The organism is Streptomyces sp. NPDC005761, from assembly GCF_040630635.1.
GTDB lineage: Bacteria > Actinomycetota > Actinomycetes > Streptomycetales > Streptomycetaceae > Streptomyces.
Genome location: NZ_JBEXXX010000037.1, coordinates 1 through 21,139 on the forward strand (window position 1 = coordinate 1; position 21,139 = coordinate 21,139).

Consider the following 21,139-nt stretch of genomic DNA (forward strand, 5'->3'; position numbering starts at 1 on the left):
AGGTCGTGGAACTTCACGCCGGGCTTCACCGGTGCCTGGAATCCGTGGTCCTGGCGGATGGTGGGGTCGACGTTGAAGTAGCAGTAGCTGCCCAGTCCCCAGCCTTCGTGGGTGGTGACGGAGTCGTCGACCTTGTAGGCGGCGTAGCCCTTGATGCTGCCGTTCTGGATGGCTGCCTGGTTGGGGGCGTCGTACGCCTTCTCGTTCTGGAAGAAGATCGTCCTGCCCCGCTCGCCGGACCAGCGGACGTCGTACTTGTTGAAGTGCTCGACGAACAGTCCGGTCGCGAGCACGTCGTCACCGTTGACCTGGAGGCCGTAGTCGGCCCGGTTGGTCTCCCAGCCCACCCCGTCGCCGTGGTCGGCGCGCCACAGCCAGGTGTGGTCGACGATCGTGTCGTCGTTGTTGATGACCATGCCGGTGGTGGCCTTGCCGGCTCCGGCGCCGCCGACCCGGATGAACACGTCCTGGACGGTGGTCGGGTTCGCCGCGTGGTCGGCCGAGGCCCCGTCGGGGCCGACCTGGACCAGTACCTGCGAGTTCTGCGGACCGGCGTCGACCAGCAGTCCGGCGAGCTTCACGCCATCCACGTCGCCGACCTTGATGGCCGTGACCCCGTTGTCGGGGATGATCGTGGCAAGGCCGAGACCCAGGACGACCGTGTTGGCGCGGTCGATGTTGATCGTCTGGTCCACGTGGTAGATCCCGGGCGTGAACAGCAGGTGCAGACCCTGCTGCACCGCAGCGTTGATGGTGGCGGCGGAGGCGCCGGGCTTGACCACGTAGAACTGGCTCAGCGGGATGGACTCACCCTGCGGGGTGCCGTTCCACGAGACGCCGCGGGCGTTGGTGCGCTTGGCGGGGACGAAGACCTTGTAGGCGTTGCCGTCCAGGTAGAGGAAGGGCTTCTCGCGGGAGACCGGGGTGGTGTCGAGGGTGGTGTACGGGGGATTCGGGAAGCTCTGGGCGGGTGCGCCCTCGACGCCGGAGAACGTCATGTTCCAGACGCCGTTGCCCCAGCTGCCGATCGAACTGTCGCGGGTGTACCACTGCTGCTGCGAGTACGGGCCGACCTGGCCGTCGATCTTGCTGTCGGCGATGTACCCGCCGCTCGCCCAGCCGTAGCCGTTCGGCGCCAGGTTCAGTCCGCCCTTGACGTGCATCCGGCGGAACGGGGCGGCCTGCGAGACGGCCCAACGGTCCGTGCCGTTCACCGGGTTGAGTGCGAGGTTCTCAGCGGAGCGCCAGAAGTTCTGGGTGGCGTTGCCGTTGAACCAGCCCGCGTCGACGGTCACATCGCCGTTGAAAGTGGTGTCGTCCGGCTTGAGCCCGAGACCGGCGATCTGGGTGTAGAAACCGATCTGCGCGTTGATGTTGTTGTACGTGCCCGGCTTGAACATCAGCGCGTAGCGGCCGGTGCCGAACTGGGCCGACTCCTGCTGCTTGAAGATCTCGTCGACCTTGGCCTGGATGTTGGGTGTCGACGGGTCGAAGACCAGGACGTTCGGGCCGAGGTCGCCGCCGCCGGGGATCTGCGGGCCGCCTCCGCCGCCGGTGGTGCCGAAGACCTGGAACTCCCAGAGCGAGTAGCCGTACTGGGTGGCCCGGGCGGTGCCGGTGAGCCTGACATAGCGGGCGGTCCCGGAGATGTTCAGCGTCTCGTTGCCGCCGGGGCCCGTGGTGGTCGAGTAGGCGGTGCTCCAGGTGCTGTCGTCCGTGGAGAACTCGATCCGGTAGCTCTTGGCGTAGGCGGCCTCCCACTTCAGTGCGATCTGGCTGACCGAGGCGGCGGAGCCCAGGTCGACCTTGATCCATTGAGGGTCGGAGAACGCGCTCGACCAGCGGGTGCCGTTGTCGCCGTCCACGGCCGCGGTGGCGGGCGTGCCGCCGTTCTCCTGGCTGGAGGTGGTCACGGTCCTGCCCTGCGAGAGCAGCGAGGGCGCGGCGCTGGCGGGGGTCGACGGCACGAACGCCAAAAGCGAGACGACGAGGCCGGCGACGGCGGCCAGCACACCGGTGCGTCTTCTGCCGGTCGATGGCGCGAGTCTGTGGAACAAGGGGGGTGCGTACATGGGGGCTTGTCTCCTGAGTCGCGGTACGGGTGCACGACACGAAGCCGGAGAGCGCTCTCTCCGGCGATGGGGATACTTCTCCCTTGTCTCCCCACGCGTCAATAGGTGTGCAACACCCGCTTGCGCACGGCCGGTTGAGAACAAGAATTGACGACCGATACCTCATGGTTGCCCTCATTGCCCATACCTTGAGTGCGTCACCGCGAAAGGCCTGACGGGTCGTTGATTCAGGTGATGGTGTGGACGCCACGGCCGGCGCGGGCGGCATGTCCTGCAGCGGCCATGGCGTCTGGGCGCGTCGGGGCACCCGGGTGCGAGCCGCGGGCGGCGCCGCCCGGAAACCGCTGCGCCTGTTATCGGACATCTTGTCGACACGCGGGGGACAGCCGGCCCGGCCACTCGCTATCCTCCGGGGCATGAGCCGTGAGCGTGGCACGCGTGGCGTCCCTGACCAGGCGCGACGGGGTTCCGGGTGAGCGAGGCGACGGGTCCTGTTCCGGTGGACGACCGCACCGCGGAGGCGTGGCGGTCGTTCGGTGCCCGGTTACGCCGGTGGCGCGGCCGGGCCGGCCTCACGCAGGCCCAGGTGGGTGCCCGGGTCGGCTACGACCACACCGCCATCAGCAGACTGGAGCGCGGCAGCCGCAGGACGCCGCTGCCGCTGGCCCGGCGACTCGACGAACTCCTGCTTGCTCACGGTGAGTTGCTCGCCGCCTGCGAGGAGGCCGAGGATCAGGAGCGCACGGGAGGTGAACCGGGCGCGCCGGCCGCCGTACGGAACGGCCCGTTGCCCGGAGAGCCCGCGGGTGGTGCACTTCTGGCGATGCTCCCGCCGGGAACGGTCCTGCCCGCCGTCCTGCCCGCCTACGGGCTGGTCTGCCCGGTGCACGGCCGCGAGGGCTGCTCGGTTCCCGTACTCACGGACGTCATCGCCCTGCACGCGGCCTTCTGCGCACCGGGCCCCGACACACAGTCACGCCCGGCCCTCGACCACGACACCGTGCATGCGCTGACCGCCCTGCTCGCGGTCTGTCTGCGCGCCGACGAGGAACGGGCCTGGCCCGGAGCGACGGCCGTCGTCGAGCGAACGCTGCACGCCATGCTCCGCTGGATGGCACTCCCCGCCGCTCCGTACCAGGACCGACTGGCACCGCTGGCAGCCGAGTACGCGCAGTCGGCCGGCTGCCTGCGGCTGCTGTGGGGTCGCAACGGAACCGCGATGGCCTGGCTCGACCGCTCGTTGCAGTGGGCCGCCATGGCCGGTCACGTCGGGACGCAGGTCGCGGCACTCAGCGACATGAGCACCCTGGCCCGGCTGGAGGGTGACGGGCCGTCGGCACTCGCCTACGGCAGGGCGATAGGCGAGGCCGCCGCGGGCCGGCACTGGGCGGGAGCCCTGAGCGATCTCTACCAGGCGCGCGGACACGCCGTCCGCGGCGATGCCGTCCGGACGCTGAGGCACATCGACCGGGCCTGGTCACAGATGGACCGGGCGGGCGGACGCGACGAGACGGAGGCGCCCTGGCTCTCCGTCGCCTCGGTGCGTCTGCGGGTGGAGTCCGGTGCCGCCGGGGCGCTGCGCGATCTCGCCGCGGTCACCGGTGACCGCCGTTTCGCTCTCCGCGCCGTCGGGGCGGCCCGCACCGCGCTCGCACTGCTGCCGCCCGGCATGCATTCGGCGCGGATGCTGTTCCTGGCCAGGATGGCCGACGCCCACGCGTGCGCCGGCGACCCGGCAGCGGCGCAAGCCGTGGCGGGCCCGGTCCTGGACACCACCGAGATCAATCCGTCGACGCTGCTCGGCCAGGAACTGCGCGGACTCCATGCCAGGCTGGCCGCCCGCGGCGCCGGCCGCCCGGAGACCGACGATTTCGTCCGTCGACTGGCGGCGGTGGTCCGCTGACATGCACGGGGCGGGGCGTGTGGACCACGCCCCGCCCCGTGTTCCCCCGACGGTGGATCAGCTCACGTCCAGGGCCACGTCGTCCACGACGAAGCTCGTCTGCAGGTAGGCGTCCTCCTTACTGGTGAACCCCAGCGTCACCGTCTGGCCCGCGGCGGAGCCGACGTCGAAGGACTGCTGGACATAGCCGCTGCTCGCGTCGCGATTGGAGTAGGTCGCCAGCGTCCGGGACCCGAGCTTCACGGTGAACGTGTCGTAGGCGGTCGCATCGCTCGCCGACTCGTCGGTGTCGGTCCTCAGGTAGAACGACAGCCGGTACGTGGAGCAGCCCTGGGGAACGGTCACCGACTGCGTGGCGGTGTCGCTGTGGGTGCTGCCCCAGCCGCCGAACCAGGCCGTGTACGCACCACTGTGCGCGGGCTTCTCGGAGGTCCGGTTGTTGATGACCCCGTCCGTCTGGGTCCAGGGGGAGGTGCCGTTCTCGAAACCGCCGTTGGCGACGACCTGCCGCGCCTGGCAGGTTCCGCCGCCCCCGACGACCAGCGAATACGTGCTGGCGTGGGTGGCGGTGCCCGTGCCGGTCACCGTGAGGGTGTACGTGCCCGCAGTGGCCTGGGCCCCCGCGGAGACGGTCATCGTGGACGAGGAGCCCGACTGCACGGAGGACGGGGCGAACGAGACAGTGACCCCGCTCGGTGCGCCGGACGCCGTCAGCCGCACACTCTGCGCGGAACCACCGGTGGTGGCGGTGGACACGGTCGCAGTGACGGAGGCGCCCGGCTGGACGCTGCCGGACACCGGGCTCACCGTGAGGGAGAAGTCGTCGGTGGGCACGGTGGTGCCGACCGCCGTCTTCCAGATCGTGTAGGCGACCCCGTCAGCGCTGCGGTCCAGCGCGGTCGCGTTGATGTTCGCGGTGGTGTCGCACGACTGGTGGTAGCACGGGTCGTACGAACGGCCGGCGGTTCCGCCCCACTTGGCGGCCTGGGCGGAGGACTTGGTGTCACTGGCACCGGTCGCGTACCCCGAGGTGGCGATTCCGCCCTGCTGGAAGGAGTAGTCGTCGGAGCGCCCCTGGCCCTCGACGTTCTCCTCCGGAGCGAGGCCGAGCGTGGTCCAGTACTCCTTCATCGGGGCCGAAGCGGCGGAGTTGAGGTTGTTGATGAAGTATCCGCCGTTGGTGGAGGCGACCATGTCGAAGTTGTAGTAGGCGCTGATGGCCGAACGCTGGGTGGTGGAGAGCTGGCCGACGTAGTACTCGGATCCCTCCAGCCCCTGCTCCTCGCCGTTCCACCAGGCGAAGCGCACATGCTTGGTCATCGTCGGGTTCTGCTGGGCCAGGGCGAGCGCGTTCTCCAGCAGCGTGGCGGAACCGGAGCCGTTGTCGTTGATTCCGGGGCCGGCTGCGACACCGTCGAGGTGGGCACCGAACATCACGGTCCGGTCGGCCGGTCCGCCCGGCCAGTCCGCGATCAGGTTGCTGCCGCGGTAGGTGCACGTGGAGCAGGTCTGCTCGCTGACGGTGTAACCGGCCGCCTGCAGCTTGCCCTTCACGTAGGCGAGCGACGCGGTGTATCCGCTGCTGCCGGCCCGCCTGTTGCCGCCGTTCTGCGAGGCGATGCCATTGAACTGGGCGAGATGCGTCTGCACGTTGGCGACGCTGATGTCGGGGGCCGTGCCGCCCGGATTTCCGCCGTCGCCGATGGTCAGGGTGTACTGCGCGGTGTGGCTCTGCGTGCCCGCGCCCTTCACCGTGAGGGTGTACGTACCGGGAGCCGCCGCGGAGGTGGTCGTCACGGTCATGGCCGAGGTCGCGCCGGACTGGACCGAGGAGGGACTGAAGGAGACGGTCACCCCGCTCGGCTGTCCGGTCGCCGTCAGGTTCACCGTCTGCGCGCTGCCGGACGACACGGTCGTCCTGACCGTGGCCGTCACCGAACTGCCCTGCTTCACCGAGCCGGAGGCCGGGTCGAGCGACAGGGAGAAGTCGTTGTTGCCGCTCGGGGCGCAGGTCGTCTCGCCGCTCTGGGCGGGGACGCTCACCGCGTCCCAGGCCGCCTTCGTCCGGTTGAACAGCACACAGGTCGCGTCGAGATTCTTGGCCGAGGTCAGCGTGGCGGTGCGGTAGCGCTTGTACGTCATGCCGCTGGTCTTCAGCAGCATCCCGCCGTAGAAGACCTTGCCGGCGCTCTGGATGCCCACGCCGGTGACCGAGGAACTGTTGCAGGTGGGGCTGGAGGGCTTGCCGCCACCGGGGTTGGAGCCCTCGGCCAGCAGATAGAACCAGTGGTTGAGGGGGCCGGCAGCCGCGTGCTCCTCGGTGCTGGGTATGGAGGAGCTGTAGCAGTTCGGGTCGCCGATCTGCCCCGGGTTGTACATGATCCGGATCGGCCCGTCGCCCACCAGGTCGATCTTCTCGCCGACGGTGTAGTCCGGGTCGTCGTACGGGGCGGGCTCGTTGGTGTACGCCTCGGTCAGCGCACCCATGATGTCACCGGTGGCCTCGCCGAGACCGGACTCGTTGTTGGCACCGCCGGGCGTGTACTGATCGATGCCGTGGCCGAACTCGTGGCCCACGACGTCCATGGCGCCGATCCACTGGTTGGCGTTGTTGTGGCCAATGGAGACGCTGGATCCGTCCCAGTAGGCGTTCACGTCGTTCAGTCCGACCTTGACCGGCCAGCTGCGGCCGTTGCCGTCGTGGCCGTTGCGTCCCAGCCAGTCGCGCAGCATGTCCCATTCGTGCTGGGCCGCCCACATGACGTCGACGCAGCCGGTCTCCTTGCTGGAGGCGCTGCCCGTTCCCCAGGAGTCGCTCGATTTCGTGAACACGCTGCCGGTGCTGTAGTCCGCGCAGCTCAACCCGGGGCGGGAGGGATCGCGCAACGAATAGCTGCCGCCCGACGAGGTGGTATTGATGGACAGCGGGGACGGTCCGTTCCACTGGCTGTTGCCGGTGCCGGCCTTGACGTCGTCGTAGCTGTCGAGCACCTTGCCGGTGCCCGCGTCGACGAAGACGTGCAGCCGGCTCGGTGCCTTCGCGGTCCGGCCGGTGAGCACGGTCTCCCAGGCGAGCCGGGACTTCGAGCCGGTGGCCCGGACGACCAGCCGGTGGCTGTCGATCCGCTCCACCGTGCCCAGCTTCCCGCGGGACGTGGCCTCGGCGGTCTTGGCGGAGACGGTCGCGGTGACCGGAACGTTGATGCGCCGGGTGACAGCCGACTGGGAGCCGCGGATGCGCCCCTTGGAGTCGGCCACCACGACGGCGTCACCGCCGACGACCGGCAGCCCGCGGTAGGTGCGTTCGTAGGCGATGGAGTAGAGCCCGTTGACCCAGGGGGTCACCATCTGCCGCTCGTAGCGCTCCTCGGGCCCCTTGGCCAGGGCGTCGAGGCCGCCCGCCGCCGCCCGGTCAGCGGCGGACACGGCGGTCGAGAGTGCGGTCGGGGCGGGTGGAGACGGTTCTGCAGAAGCTGACTGGCCACTGGTGGCGACCAGCATTCCGGCGAGGACGGCCAGGGTTGTCCCGGCCGTCATCGGTCTGCGTTTCATCGAGGCTCCTCGGTTCGTGGGGACCTCGGTCACGGGCAGCGGCGTGGTCGGCGGCCCGCCCATGCTTCGATGCGGGACGTCCGCCCAGGTGGTGTCCGTGATCGGGCGACCGAACACTCACACGTGGCTCTGACCTCGTCAACGAACTGCGGGAGCGTGAAGGGGACTTGGCAAATCTGGTCAAGTCGTCATGGTGCGATCGCACAGCCGGCACACAGGAAAGGGCGGCGAAGGGTGCGAGGGGCCCGGTGAAGGTGCGAGGGCGGGGAGGAGGCTGGACAGAGGGGCGGGGAGGATCTATCCTGCACTCGCACCAAGTCATAGACGCAATAGGAGCGTCGAGGGAACGGTATCATGAATCATCGCATGATGCAAGCTTTCTGGCGCTCCGTCACTTGGTCGAACTCGGTTCACCGCCTACGGAAGGCCTCGGTCTTGACCTCGGAAACCCCCCATGCGGCAGCTGCCGGCACCTGGCAGCTCGGCGATCTGACCGTCAACCGGATCGGATTCGGCGCCATGCGCCTGACCCAGAACGGTGCCGCGTTCAGTGATGTCCGCGGCCCGCACGACCGGGACCGCGCGATCGCCGTACTCCGCCGGGCCGTTGAACTCGGTGTGAATCACATCGACACGGCCGCCTTCTACTTCTCGCCCCTGCGCTCGGCCAACGAACTGATCAACCGGGCGCTGGCTCCGTACGGCGACGACCTGGTCATCACCACCAAGGTCGGCCCCGGCCGCGGCCCCGGTGGTGACTGGCTGGACTGGGCCCGGCCCGAGCAACTGCGCGGACAGGTCCAGGAGAACATCCGTCAGCTCGGCCGCGACCACCTCGACGTGGTGAACCTGAGGATGAACGGACCCGCCCCGATCAGCGAGCAGTTCGGCGCACTCGCCGAACTGCGGCAGGAAGGGCTCATCCGCCATCTGGGCCTCTCCAACGTCTGGCCCGACCAGATCACCGAGGCCCGGGCCATCGCGCCCATCGTCTGCGTGCAGAACAGGTACGGCATCGGCGAACGACGCGCCGACTCCGAGGACATCCTGCGCACGTGCGGTGAACTCGGGATCGCGTTCGTGCCGTTCTACGCGATCGCCGCGGGGGGCCGCGAGGCCGGTGCGAACGTCACCGCGGAACATGAGGTGCTGCTCGACATCGCCCGGGCTCACGACGCGTCCCCCGCTCAGGTCAGGCTCGCCTGGACCCTCCGGCGCGGCCCGCACGTCCTGGCCATCCCGGGCACGGGCAACCCCGCTCACCTGGAGGCGAACGTGGCGGCGGGCGCGCTGCGGCTCACCGAGGACGAGGCGGGACGGCTCACCGCACTGGGCCAGGACCCCGGCTGACCGCCGCCCGGGGCGGGGGAGGCTCCGCCCCGGTGCTCGCGGCGGCGCCCCCCGGGCCGGCCACGCCGCGGACGTAGCATGATCCCCATGGAGCAGCGAGAACTTGGCAGGACCGGACGGAACGTGTCAGTCGTGGGACAGGGCACATGGCAGCTCGGCGGGGACTGGGGCGAGGTGAGTGAAGCCGATGCCTTCGACGTCCTCGACGCCGCCGTCGGGGCGGGCGTCACCTTCTTCGACACGGCGGACGTGTACGGGGACGGCCGCAGCGAGCAGCTCATCGGCCGCTATCTGAAGGAGCGCCCGGACGCGGGAGTCCTCGTGGCGACGAAGATGGGCCGACGCGCCGATCAGGTGCCGGAGAACTACGTCCTGGACAACTTCCGTGCGTGGAACGACCGCTCGCGTGCCAACCTCGGGACCGACACGCTCGACCTCGTGCAGCTGCACTGCCCGCCCACGGCCGTCTACTCCTCCGACGAGGTCTACGACGCCCTCGACACCCTGGTCGCCGAGCAGCGGATCGCCGCCTACGGGGTGAGCGTCGAGACGTGCGCGGAGGCGCTGACGGCCATCGCCCGCCCAGGTGTGGCGAGCGTGCAGATCATCCTCAACCCGTTCCGCCTCAAGCCGCTGGACGAGGTCCTGCCTGCCGCCCGCGCGGCCGGGGTGGGCGTCATCGCGCGGGTGCCGCTCGCCTCGGGCCTGCTGTCCGGGAAGTACACCGCGGACACCGTCTTCGCGCCCGAGGACCACCGCACGTACAACAGGCACGGGGAGGCCTTCGACCAGGGCGAGACCTTCTCCGGGATCGACTACGGCACCGGCGTGGCCGCGGCGGCCGAGTTCGCCCGGCTCGCTCCGGAGGGGACGACGTCAGCCCAGGCGGCCCTGCGCTGGATCATCCAGCAGCCCGGCGTCACCAGCGTCATCCCCGGGGCCCGCTCGGTGGAGCAGGCCCGGGCCAACGCGGAAGCTGCGGCACTGGATCCGTTGTCCCCGAGCGCGCTCGACGCGGTGCGCGACCTCTACGACCGCAGGATCCGCGCGGCGGTCCACGACCGCTGGTAGCGGGCCCGGCTACCGGCCGGGCCCGGGGGACGAGGGCCCGCTCGTCGGGGTCCCGCCGTCCGGGGTGGTGGCTGAGCTGGAATCGGGTGAGAACAGGCTCATCCCCAGGTAGACGGCGGCGAGGAACGCGACCGTACCCGCGATGGCGCTCGCCACTCTGGGACGGCGTCTGATCGCCTCGCGGGTGCTGCGGCGCCGGCCGTTCCGGGCCCGGCCCGCCGCACGCCGCCCCCGGCCGTGCGCCTGGGGCAGGCGGTACGTCGTGGGGGCGCCGGAGTCCGCACCGGAGTGCTGCCCGGCAGGCGAGGGCCGTGCGGGCGTCGGTGCGTAGGCCCGGGCCGGAGCTCGCGGGGGAGCGGGCCGATGCTGGGGCAGCGGTTGCGCCCGCCCCCGCCAGGCCTCGCTGTGGAACCAGTCGGCGACCTGCTGGGCGGTGGGCCGGTCCTCCGGTTGCTTCGCGAGCAGGCCCAGCAGATACGAGTCGAAGGCCGCGGACATGTCGACGCCCCGCTGTCGCAGCGGTACGGGGGGTGTGTCCACGTGCTGGTACAGGGTCGCGGTCGGGGTGTCCGAGCGGAACGGCGGCTGACCGAGCAGCAGTTGGTAGATGACGCAGCCGAGTGAGTACATGTCCGAGGCGGCCCCTGCGGTGCGGCCGAGGGCCCGTTCCGGAGCGAGGTAGAGGCTCGTTCCGACGATGTGCCCCGTCGTGGTGAGGGCGGCCGAGGGGTCGTCGACGAACTGGGCGATTCCGAAGTCGCCGATCTTCACGGAGCCTTCGGCGTCGAGCATCAGGTTGCCCGGCTTGATGTCCCGGTGGACGATGCCCTGCCGGTGGGCCGCCGCCAGCCCGGCGGCCGCCTGGCCCGCGATCCGGGCGACCTGTTCCGGACCCAGCCGTTCCTCGGCCAGGAGCAGGTCGGAGAGGCTCCTGCCCTCGACGAGCTCCATCACCAGGAAGAGCCGGTCCTCCCAGGACCCGAAGTCGAACACGGCCACCAGATGCGGGTGGCTCAGCCTCGCGGCGGTCTGGGCCTCCAGCCGGAACCGCGCGGTCGCCGACTCGTCGGCGTGTTCACCCAGCAGCAGCTTCACGGCGACGGCCCTGCCGAGGACCTCGTCCGTGGCTCGCCAGACCTCACCCATCCCGCCACGGCCGATGGCGGATATCAATCGGTACCGACCAGCAACCAGCACCTGTGCACACCTATCTCGAATGGCTCGCGTATCTCGAACAGCTCGGGCCGGGGACCGCTCCGGCTGCCGCGGCGGCGACGTCGCCGGGAAAGCGAGGGACGGGGCGGGGGCACGCGGCAAGATCAGGATATCCGGCGCGGGGACCGCGAGCGACCCGCCGCCACCGCGCCCCGGCCGCCCTGGTGGTGACGGGCCGGCAGGCCACTACCGAAGTCGGCGCGCCCGCCGGGGCCGGGAAGCCGGACCGGGCCCGTCCGGCACCGGGTGCGACCCGGGGAACAGCCACGCGTAAGCGGCCCGGGCGGTGAACTCGTCCTGCCCGCCGGGGAAGAGCAGACCCGCCGCTGCGAAGGCCGGGTCGGTGGCGCTCGCCGGAACGTAGGGGACCGCGATGCAGCGCATCCCCGCGGCGTGCGCGGCCTTCGCGCCGGGGACCGCGTCCTCCACGACCACGCAGGCTGCGGGCGCCGCTCCCAGGCGCCGGGCGGCCTCCAGGAACACATCCGGTTCCGGCTTGCCGCGCCTGACCTCGTCGGCGGAGACCTGCGCGGTGAGGAAGGCGCCGAGGCCGGTGCTCGTCAGTACGGCCTCGATGCCGGCCAGGGAAGATCCGGATGCCACCGCCATGGCGACACCGCGGGCATGCAGCAGTTCGACGAACTCCCGCATCCGGGGGAACACCTCGGTCGACTTCCGTGCCAGGTCCAGGTAGATCGCGTCCTGACCCGCCACCAGCTCGTCGACGGACGCGGCGATGCCGTACTCGGCGCGCAGGACCGCCAGCGCCTCGGGGTTGCTGATCCCGATGAAGCGGGCGTTCTGCTCCCAGGTGAAGTCGGGCACGCCGTACCGTTCGAGCAGCAGGCGCACCGACTCGTAGGCATTCGGCTCGCTGTCCACGAGGGTGCCGTCCAGGTCGAAGATGACCGAAGGAGTCCCTTCGGGCGATGAGTTCATGGAAGCCATGATCTCAGCCGGGCGGTCGGTGGCCTTCCGGTGCGTCAGCCTCGGACGGGCCTTGGCCCCGGCCGGGTGGCGCCGCCCGGCCGACCGACTCCACGAGCGGGAGCAGCCGGTGCGGGACCCGTTCGCGCAGAGCCACCTCGGTCCGCGTCCTGACGACGCCCGCTAGCTGGATCAGCCGCTGGATCACGTCCTCCAGGTGGCCGTTGTCCCGCGCGACCACCCGGGTCAGCAGATCGCCGCCGCCCGTGGTGGAGAACGCCTCGACGATCTCCGGCACCGCGGCGAGTGCCTCGCCGACGTCGTCGAGATGCCCCTGCGTCACCTCCAGGTGCACGAAGGCGAGCACCGGGTGGCCGAGGGCGGCGGGGGAGAGGAACGGACCGCTGCCGGTGATCACGCCATCGCGTTCGAGGCGGTCGATGCGGGCCTGGAGGGTGCCCCGGGCGATCGACAGGATGCGCGCGTACTCGCGCACGCTCGTCTGCGGCTGCTCGATGAGCAGCCGCAGGATCCGGGTGTCGAGCGCGTCCACCGCCATGGTCCGCCGGCCTTCCCTGGTACGTCGGTCGGGGCAGCGACTGTACCAATGGCACATCGCCGGTCTGCCGAGCCGGAGGCTGCCGGACCCGAAGGGAACGGTGAGGAACGGCTCGACGCCCGGTGCGGCAGGAGTGTGGTCGACGGTGCTGCCTTGAGCGTGCCCGGAGGCAGAAGGCGGCGCGTGGTCGTAGACAGAGGCCATGAGTGAAGCAAAGGCGTCGTGGCGCCCGGGTGAGATCGTGCCCGCCGGCGGGATCTACGCATGTGACTGCAGCGGAAAGCATCACTGGAGCACGGACGTGAAGGGGCACCGCTTCCCGCCGCTTCCGCATGGCTGCCCGGGAAAGTTCTGGACGCTGCAGCCCCAGGCCCATCCCGAGAATTTCCTGGGCTGACCCGGAGCCGTCCAGCCGGAGGGCGCTGCCGACTCCCCGGCCCTCCTTCGGGCAGCGCTGAAAGCGCCGGTCCGTTTCCCCTCCCCGACAAGCCCACAACTCACATGGCATTTATCATGAATATGTGCTGCAAGCCTGAATGGAGGGCGTCATGATCGTCATCGGCGTCATTCTGCTCATCATCGGACTCATCACGGGACTTGGTTTCCTGTGGACCATCGGGATCATCCTGCTTGTCATCGGTGCTGTGCTCTGGGTGCTCGGCGCGCTGGGCCACGCCGTGGGAGGCCGACGGCACTACTGGTAGCCGTCACAGAGGTTGTCGCAGGACCGCCACACCGGGAGCGGCGACGACGGCGTCACGGCTGCGGACGCTTCCATTCGAACATCAGTATGGTCGCGTCGTCACGGAGGCCGGTGCTCTCCGATTCCAGGAGGGAGTGGATGAGCCGGCGCAGCGTCTCCGGTGCGAGTTCCCCCGCCGCGGCAGCGCGTACGACGTAGTCGACGAAGCGCTCGAGGCCGAACTCCGTTCCGTTGCGCATACGGGATTCGGTAGCGCCGTCCGTGTACATCAGCACGCGGTCCCCCGGCTCCAGGGTGATCTCATGGCACTGACGCGGGCGGGCGGCGAAGGTGGAGGGAAAGCCCATGGGCGGGTCCGCCTCTCCCTCCATCGCTCCGGGCACCAATGCCGTGCCACGGATGAGCAGCGGTGCCGGATGGCCGCAGTTGATCCAGCGCAGAACACCTGAGGCAAGGTCCAGTTGAGCGAGGACGCCGGTACAGAACTGCTCGGGAAGCCACTGCGACAGTGCCGCGTCCACGCTCTCGACGAGCAGGGGGAGGTCGGCTCCTGTACGACGCGCGTTGCGGCAGGCGGCCAGTGCGACGGATGTGGCGAGGCCGGAGGCCAGATCGTGCCCCATCGAGTCCAGGATCGATGCGTGCAGGGTCGTAGCCGTGAGGGCGTGGTCGAATCCGTCCCCGGCGATTTCGTAAGCCGGTTCCAGGACCGCCGTCGAGACGACGTGCGCCGTGCCGATCGTGCGGGGCGGCAGGAACGCCCGGAGCAGCTCGGCGGGCAACTGCATCGGTTCCGTGCGGGTCCGGCGCACGAAGGAGTCCTTGTAGGAGCGCTTCGAGGTGATCATCATCGCCAGGAGAGACGCGAGGGCCCGGGCGCGGCGCAGCAGCACAGGGTCCAGCGTCGCAGAGAGCACCCCCACCACACCGAGGCGTTCCGCGCCGTCCACCAGAGGCAGCCACACCGTCAGGCCGCTCACGTCCGCTTCTTCCACCCGCAACGACTGGGTGCGGTAGGCCCAGCCCGCCAGTGAGCCGTCGATGGCCAACTCCTGGCCATACCCCGTCAAGGGAACCAGCAGGCGCTGCTGGAGGTCGCTCAGGTAGACCTCGGAATGCTTCAGACCGAGGGCCTTGGAGCAGCGTTCCACCGCCGTGGTCAGGTCGACAGCCGAATTGGCCGGATCGGCCAGGAAATCGCCCAGGAGGCCATCGCCGGTCGTGGACGTCGTCATTCCTCCGCCTCCCACCTCTCGTCGTCTGCCTGCTCCACGTGGGTAGTCTCGCCCGGACGCGCGCCCTCCGCGCGGCGGGGAGCAACCCGAAAGCGCCGTGCGGAGGGCGCACGTCCGGGCGTGCAAGGGCCCGAGCACGGGCGACGCGGCGGACCCGGACGGCCCCGTCCTGGTGACGCTCCGGCTGCGTGCGCACCCCGGCCCGCATACCGAGCGGCTCCGCGACGAACGAGTAGGATTGATGCGTACTCCGGCAGGAGGCACACCCGTGGAGCAGGGCTCCGGGTGTGCGGGGCCGGGACTCCTGCCGCGTATGCGGGGAGCGTGACGGGGCGGCACCCGCCGGGCCTGGTGAACACGGATCGTGCGGCTGCTGATCGAGGGCAGGCCCGTGGGACCCGTCGCGAGGAGACGGCGATGCGGGGCCGGCCGTGACGCGGCAGGAACCAGGAAGGAGGAACAGCGGAGAACGGCGCACCCGAGAGCGAGGAGTGAGCGCATGCGTGCATTGACCTGGCAGGGGAGGCGGGACGTCCGGGTGACGTCCGTGCCCGACCCGGTCATCGAAAATCCGACGGACGTGATCATACGGGTCACATCGACCGGCATCTGCGGGTCGGACCTGCACCTGTACGAAGTACTCGGCCCCTACCTCGATCCCGGGGACATCCTCGGTCACGAAGCGATGGGCGTGGTCGAGGAAACGGGCGCAGAGGTCACCGCGCTGGCGCGCGGGGACCGGGTGGTGGTGCCGTTCAACGTCTCCTGCGGCGACTGCTTCATGTGTGACCAGGGGCTCCACTCGCAGTGCGAGACGACGCAGGTCAGGGAGTACGGCAGCGGCGCCGCCCTGTTCGGGTTCACGAAGCTCTACGGGCAGGTACCGGGCGGACAGGCCGAGCTCATGCGGGTGCCGTTCGGCAACACGCTTCCCGTCAAGGTGCCGGACGGCCCGGACGACGACCGCTTCGTCTATCTCTCGGATGTCCTGCCGACCGCGTGGCAGGCCGTGGAATACGCCGCCGTGCCGCCAGGCGGAAGTGTCACCGTGCTGGGACTGGGGCCGATCGGCGACATGGCCGCACGCATCGCCCTGCACCGCGGTGCGGGGCTGGTCATCGGGGTGGACCTGGTGCCCGAACGGCTGGCGCGGTCGGCTGCGCGGGGTGTCCAGGTAATGGATCTGCGGACGTACGGAAAGGGTGTGGCCGAAGCGGTCCGGGACCTCACCGCGGGCCGGGGCACCGACGCAGTCATCGACGCCGTCGGTCTGGAGGCCCACGGCGCACCGGTGGGCAAGGCGGCGCAATGGGCCACCGGCCTGCTGCCCGACGCCGCCGCGCGGACGCTGATGGAGCGTGTGGGGGTCGACCGCCTCACCGCTCTCCTGACCGCGATCGACGCGGTGCGCCGGGGCGGCACGATTTCCATCGTCGGCGTGTACGGAGGCGCTGTGGATCCGCTGCCGCTGTTGACCATGTTCGACAAGCAGATCCAACTGCGCATGGGGCAGGCCAACGTCAAGCGCTGGGTGCCCGCCCTCCTGCCGCTCCTCGTCGACGAGGACCCGCTCGGGGTGGACGGTTTCGCCACCCACCACCTGCCCCTCGACGCCGGGCCGCAGGCGTACGAGACGTTCCAGAAGAAGGAGGACGGCATGGTCAAGACGCTGCTCCGGCCATGAGGCCGTAGCCCCTGGACAAGGAGTCGCGGGAGTACGCCGGTCGTCGTCGGTGAGCGCCCGGTGACCGGCAGACCGTGAGGGCCGCGAGGGCGGATGCTCGGCCGGGGCCTGACCGGCCCCGTTCAGACAGTACGTGGTGGCAGCGGCCGCAGAGCGGGACCTTGGACGACGTCGCCGTCCACGCCGAACCTCGAACCGTGGCACGGACACTCCCAGGTGGTCTCCGCCTCGTTGAAAGAGACCAGACAGCCCAGGTGCGTGCAGCGCGCGGACACGGCGTGGACGTTTCCGTCTCCGTCGCGGTAGACGGCGCAGCGCCGCCCGTCGACGCGTACCACCGCGCCCGTTCCGGGAGTGATGTCGTCGACGGAGTCGACGTGGCTGCTCCTCAGCCGGTCACCGACGAAGTGCCGGGCCACCTCGGCCTGCTGCTTCAGCAATCCCATCCCTTCCCGAACGGTGGACCACAGCCGGCGCGGGTCGTAGAGACTCGCCCATTCGGGCTCGGTGCCGGTGAGCACCGAGGACAACAGCTGCCCGGCCATGGCGCCGCCGCTCATGCCCCAGCCCCCGAACCCGGTCGCCACATAGACGTGCCGCGCGCCGGGGTGGAAGCGCCCGACCAGGGGGACACCGTCGCTCACGTCGTTGTCCTGGGCCGCCCATCGGTAGGCCGTGGCGCCGACCGGGAAGTGCTCGTGCATCCATGCGTCCAGCCGCAGGAAACGTTCGTGACCGTCATCCGTCCCCGGCGTGAAGCTCTCACCGGTGACGATCAGCAGCCGCCGCTTCTCGTCGAGCGGCGCTGTGCGAACCGATCGTTTGCCGGCGTCCTCCGTGATGTACATGTGCTCCGGAGCCTCGGTCGCGGATACAGGAGCGGCTACGACGAGTTCGCGACGCGGTGACAGGCGCGCGAAGAGAAGCGCCCGGTCGAAGACGGGGTAGTGCGTGGCGACGACGACATCGGCAGCCGTGATCGTCGTGCCGTTCTCGGTGCTCACCCGGCAGGGGGCGCCCTCGGTGAGGCCGGTCACCCGGGTCCGTTCATGAATGACGCCACCGCGCGCGACGATCCCGTCCGCGAGGCCCAGAAGGTATTTGCGCGGGTGGAACTGAGCCTGGTGGCTGACACGTACGGCAGCGGCGACCGGGAACGGCAGGTCGGTCTCCGTCACGAAGCGTGCGTCCAGCCCCGCTTCCGAGGCTGCCTGGGCCTCGGCCTCGAACATGGCACGCCGGTGCGGATCGGTGGTGTAGGTCAGAGCCGACGAGCCTTCGCAGTCGCAGTCGAGGCCCAGTTCGGCAGCCACCGCCCCGACCCGCTCGACAGCCGCCTGCTGCGAACGGGCGTACTGTCGCGCCCCCTCCCGGCCCCGTGTGCGGCGCAGGCGCTCGTAGACGAGGGAGTGGGCTGCGGTGAGCTTGGCCGTCGTGTACCCGCTCACCCCGGCGGCGATGCGATCCGCCTCCAGCAGGGTCACGTTCCGTCCGGCCACCGTCAGCTCCCAGGCGATGCTCAATCCGGCCATGCCGCCCCCGATGACGACGACGTCCGCCGTCGTGTCGGAGGCCGGTGCGGGCCGTGGGACGGCGGGCACCGTGGCCATCCAGTAGGACTCGGCCACGCCCGGCAGTTCAGATCGGTTGGTCATGGGCCACGTGTTCCCCCGATGGCCGCAACGATCCGGTCAGGAGAAGCTTCTTCGCCCGGGCGGCCCTGCGATTCCCGGTCCTGCGCCGGTCCACCCCTCCACGCCGGTGCTCCGGTGCGACGCGGCGGAGGGGTCTGAGTCCGAGCCCCGCTCACGCGGGCGGACGGGAAGGCGCCCACGACGGCCAGGGCCGGAACCCGACGGCCGGTTCTGCGGGTGCCGTTCCCGGCGCCGGCCCAGAGCAGCCGGCCGCCCATCCGGCGCGCGCTTCCGGCAGCCGGAGCCGTGCCCTCCTGTCCGGCGCCGGACGCGCACATTCGGTATCCGGACCTTACGATCTCGAAGGACGGTGCCGTTCACCCGGAGGAGCACGCCCACACCGGGCTGTGAACGGCTGAGCGCGAGCCGGGCGCCGCTGTCCGGGCGTGCGGGGACGGCCGCCTGCTGATCCGTCGTCGAACCCCCTCGCAGTGGGGTACGGAGCAGTGGGACGCTCCCTGTCCGCTCAGCCAGAGCCCGTGCTCCCCGGGCGCCCCGGTTTCCCGACGGGAAGGAACCGATATGACCCGCGCGGCTCTGTTCGATGTGGACGGAACCCTCGTCGACACCAACTACCTCCACGTCAGCGCGTGGTGGGAGGCTTTCCGGCAAGCGGGACACACGGTTCCGATGAGCGCCGTGCACCGGGCGATCGGCCTGGGATCGGACGACCTGATCGAGCATCTCCTCGGAGCCGACCGGGACCGGGACCAGGACGCGGGCATCAGCAGCACCCATTCCGCTCTCTACGCGACCTACTTCGGACGCCTGCCCGCGCTGGAAGGGGCGGCCGATCTCCTGCGCGCCCTGACAGCACGGGGGTGGACAGTGGTTCTGGCAACTTCGGCGACCGGTGCGGAACTCCAGGCATTGCGAAGGGCCCTCGATGCCGACGACGCGATCACCGACACGGCCAGCGCCGACGACGTGAGTGAGGGAAAACCGGCTCCCGAACCGATCCGGCACGCCATGGAGCTCGCCGGCGGGACCAGCGACGAGACGGTGTACGTGGGTGACTCGGTCTGGGACATGAAGGCCGCGACCAGCGCGTCGGTCACCGCTGTGGCGGTCCTCTCGGGCGGCATCCCCCGCGAGGACCTGGTGGATGCCGGGGCCGTCGAGGTGTACCGGGATCCGGCAGACCTCCTGGCGCACCTGGACACCGGCGTCATGTCCCGCATCGGTACGGCCGGCTGAGCCTCCACCCCGGACCTGCTGGGCGACGCGGCAGTCCGGGCTCGGAGGCGGGCGGACGTCAGGTGCAGGGCCCCCGTTCCTGCCGCGGCCTCGTGGCAGCACCGTGAAGGATCGCGCTGTTCCTCGAGACGAGATGCACCGGGCAGGGGGAGACGCCGGAGCACGCGAGGTCGAGGACGTATTGGTCCGATGGCTCTGCTATGGCCGAGCGGGAGGGTGAGATTATGGGCCATTGGTCCATAGGGTGGGGTCTCGGTTGAACCATTAGCCTCCCAGATGCTGAAATGGGACCATCAATGGCGCTGCGGGTCCCTCCGGGGATCTGTGTGGCGCCTTTCTCATGTCTGCGCTGATCCATGCGCGGGAGGGGCGGGGCAACTTGCTGAAGAGGGCGTTCGTCGCACCCGATCCGGGGCGGATCCGGCTGCGGTTCGCGTCCCGGGCCGTACTCGGCATCGGGCTCGCCGTCGGGCTGTGCGGAGCGGCAGGGCACTCGTTGACGGCGGCGATCACCGGTGGCCTGGCCGCGCTGCTCGCACTGTTCACAGTGACCGACCCGACCGTGCGAGGACAGGCAGTCACGACCGCGCTCCTCCCTGTTGCCGGTCTCCCGGTGCTCACCCTCGCGGCCGTGCTGCACGACATGCCCGTCGCGCGCGACCTGGCCTTCCTCGCGGTCGTGGGCGCGGGCGTGTACGCGCGGCGGTGGGGGCCCCGCGGACACTCGCTGGGCGTGTTCGGCTTCATGTCCTACTTCTCCGCCCAGTTCCTGCACACCGTGCCCGGCCGGCTGCCCCAGCTCTACGCGGCCGTGCTGCTGTCGCTCCTCGCGTCGTCGGTGGTGCGGTTCGGGCTGTGGTGCTACGAGAGGCGGCTCCCGGCACCCGTGGCAGTCGCCCCTCCTGCCGGGACGACGGGGCTCGGGCGGATCACGACGCGACAGGCCGTGCAGGCGACACTGGGGACCGCGTTCGCGCTCGCCGCAGGTCAGGTGCTCTCCGATCAGCGCTGGTACTGGGCGGTCGGCGCCACCTGGTGGGTGTTCGTGGCCACGGCCTCGCGAGGCGAGACCGTGGTGCGCGGGTTCAGGCGATTCCTGGGGACGGTGCTCGGAATCGGTCTGGGCTTCGCCGTGGCTGTGCCGCTCCACCACGAGCCGGTCGTGGCCGCCGTGGTCGTGGCGATGAGCGTGTTCGGGATCTTCTACTCCGCGGCTGTCTCCTACACCTGGATGATGCTGGCCGTGACCGTGATGGCGAGCATGCTCTACGGCCTGCTCGGCGTGCTGGACGCGGACCTGCTCATGCTGCGGGTGACCGAGACCGCGGTAGGTGCGCTCGGGGCCGTACTGGCCGTGCTGTTCGTGCTGCCCGTGACCACGCACTCGGTGACCGAGGCCTGGGTGGAGCGCGCGCTGCGGTGTGTGCACACGTGCACGGCGGAGGCCGCCGCCCGGCTCGCGGGCAGTGAGGAGGCCGACCCGCCGCGACGCGTCGGTGAACTGGAGGCGATCCTCGGCCGGGTACGCCTGTCGCTCGCCCCGCTGGTGCATCCGCTCAACCCGATGAGGGCCCGCAAGCGACGGGCTCGCCACGTGCTCGCGCTGCTCGACGACTGCGCCCGGGAAGTGCGCGGACTGGCCTCCGTGGCGGCGGACCCGGAAGCCTCCAACGACGCCCGGCTCGCCGCGGCCTGCTGGCGCGTCGAGAACGCGGTGGAGGCGCTCACCGCGCCCGTGCGCCCGGCCCGCGCAGTGGCGACCGCCGGCCTTCCGTCGCACCCGGCGGCGACGGATCCCGCCCTCGTTCACCTGCACGGCCTGGAGCGTGCGCTGGCCGAACTGGCTGGGCCCCTGCACGCCCCGCCCCGTACGCCTCTCGTCCCGGCCTGATCCCGTACCCCTGGTCCGGACCAGGCAGGGGCACTGCTACGGTCGCCGCGGAAGATCACGGCGGCCGCCGCCGTCGCGATCAGTCG

At 70.5% G+C, this 21,139-nt stretch carries 14 protein-coding genes; 7 read left to right on the forward strand and 7 right to left on the reverse strand.

Features of this window, described 5'->3' with window-relative positions; all coding sequences use genetic code 11:
* A partial coding sequence (locus ABZ434_RS27315) for a discoidin domain-containing protein (protein WP_359142143.1) occupies positions 1–2,072 on the reverse strand: 2,072 nt, incomplete at its 3' end.
* Between the two features lie 472 nt (positions 2,073–2,544).
* Between ABZ434_RS27315 and ABZ434_RS27320 the strand changes: the two genes are divergently transcribed.
* Entirely contained in the window at positions 2,545–3,975 is a 1,431-nt protein-coding gene (locus tag ABZ434_RS27320; protein ID WP_359142145.1) for a helix-turn-helix transcriptional regulator, read from the forward strand.
* 57 nt (positions 3,976–4,032) lie between these two features.
* Here ABZ434_RS27320 and ABZ434_RS27325 read toward each other — a convergent pair whose 3' ends face one another.
* On the reverse strand, positions 4,033–7,512 hold the full coding sequence (locus ABZ434_RS27325; RefSeq protein WP_359142257.1) for a M28 family peptidase: 3,480 nt from the start codon (positions 7,510–7,512) through the stop codon (positions 4,033–4,035).
* A 450-nt stretch (positions 7,513–7,962) separates the two neighbouring features.
* Between ABZ434_RS27325 and ABZ434_RS27330 the strand changes: the two genes are divergently transcribed.
* Together ABZ434_RS27330 and ABZ434_RS27335 are read left to right on the forward strand one after the other, a co-directional pair.
* Positions 7,963–8,877, forward strand: coding sequence for an aldo/keto reductase (locus tag ABZ434_RS27330; protein ID WP_359142147.1), 915 nt, complete (start codon positions 7,963–7,965; stop codon positions 8,875–8,877).
* A 78-nt stretch (positions 8,878–8,955) separates the two neighbouring features.
* A complete protein-coding gene (locus ABZ434_RS27335; RefSeq protein WP_359142149.1) occupies positions 8,956–9,948 on the forward strand; it encodes an aldo/keto reductase in 993 nt (330 codons plus the stop codon).
* Positions 9,949–9,957: 9 nt separating this feature from the next.
* On the opposite strand, the gene ABZ434_RS27340 is transcribed toward ABZ434_RS27335, so the two are convergent.
* From ABZ434_RS27340 to ABZ434_RS27350, 3 genes are all read right to left on the reverse strand, one after another.
* On the reverse strand, positions 9,958–11,145 hold the full coding sequence (locus ABZ434_RS27340; RefSeq protein ID WP_359142151.1) for a serine/threonine-protein kinase: 1,188 nt from the start codon (positions 11,143–11,145) through the stop codon (positions 9,958–9,960).
* Between the two features lie 204 nt (positions 11,146–11,349).
* Complete coding sequence (locus ABZ434_RS27345) at positions 11,350–12,102, reverse strand: HAD family phosphatase (RefSeq protein ID WP_359142153.1); 753 nt, start codon at positions 12,100–12,102, stop codon at positions 11,350–11,352.
* 13 nt (positions 12,103–12,115) lie between these two features.
* Positions 12,116–12,649, reverse strand: coding sequence for an Lrp/AsnC family transcriptional regulator (locus ABZ434_RS27350; protein WP_359142155.1), 534 nt, complete (start codon positions 12,647–12,649; stop codon positions 12,116–12,118).
* A 548-nt stretch (positions 12,650–13,197) separates the two neighbouring features.
* Here ABZ434_RS27350 and ABZ434_RS27355 point away from each other — a divergent pair.
* Complete coding sequence (locus ABZ434_RS27355) at positions 13,198–13,353, forward strand: DUF6131 family protein (protein ID WP_359142157.1); 156 nt, start codon at positions 13,198–13,200, stop codon at positions 13,351–13,353.
* A gap of 52 nt (positions 13,354–13,405) precedes the next feature.
* On the opposite strand, the gene ABZ434_RS27360 is transcribed toward ABZ434_RS27355, so the two are convergent.
* Positions 13,406–14,587 (reverse strand): PP2C family protein-serine/threonine phosphatase, encoded by a 1,182-nt coding sequence (locus ABZ434_RS27360; protein WP_359142159.1) that lies wholly within the window; start codon positions 14,585–14,587, stop codon positions 13,406–13,408.
* 499 nt (positions 14,588–15,086) lie between these two features.
* Between ABZ434_RS27360 and ABZ434_RS27365 the strand changes: the two genes are divergently transcribed.
* Positions 15,087–16,271, forward strand: coding sequence for an alcohol dehydrogenase catalytic domain-containing protein (locus tag ABZ434_RS27365; protein WP_359142161.1), 1,185 nt, complete (start codon positions 15,087–15,089; stop codon positions 16,269–16,271).
* A gap of 122 nt (positions 16,272–16,393) precedes the next feature.
* Here ABZ434_RS27365 and ABZ434_RS27370 read toward each other — a convergent pair whose 3' ends face one another.
* Positions 16,394–17,926: an FAD-dependent oxidoreductase gene (locus tag ABZ434_RS27370; protein WP_359142163.1), complete on the reverse strand. Its 1,533-nt coding sequence runs from the start codon at positions 17,924–17,926 to the stop codon at positions 16,394–16,396.
* A 561-nt stretch (positions 17,927–18,487) separates the two neighbouring features.
* On the opposite strand from ABZ434_RS27370, the gene ABZ434_RS27375 reads away from it, so the two are divergent.
* Both ABZ434_RS27375 and ABZ434_RS27380 read left to right on the forward strand, forming a co-directional pair.
* Complete coding sequence (locus tag ABZ434_RS27375; RefSeq protein WP_359142165.1) at positions 18,488–19,162, forward strand: HAD family hydrolase; 675 nt, start codon at positions 18,488–18,490, stop codon at positions 19,160–19,162.
* Between the two features lie 379 nt (positions 19,163–19,541).
* A complete protein-coding gene (locus ABZ434_RS27380) occupies positions 19,542–21,053 on the forward strand; it encodes an FUSC family protein (protein WP_359142259.1) in 1,512 nt (503 codons plus the stop codon).
* Positions 21,054–21,139: the final 86 nt, after the last annotated feature.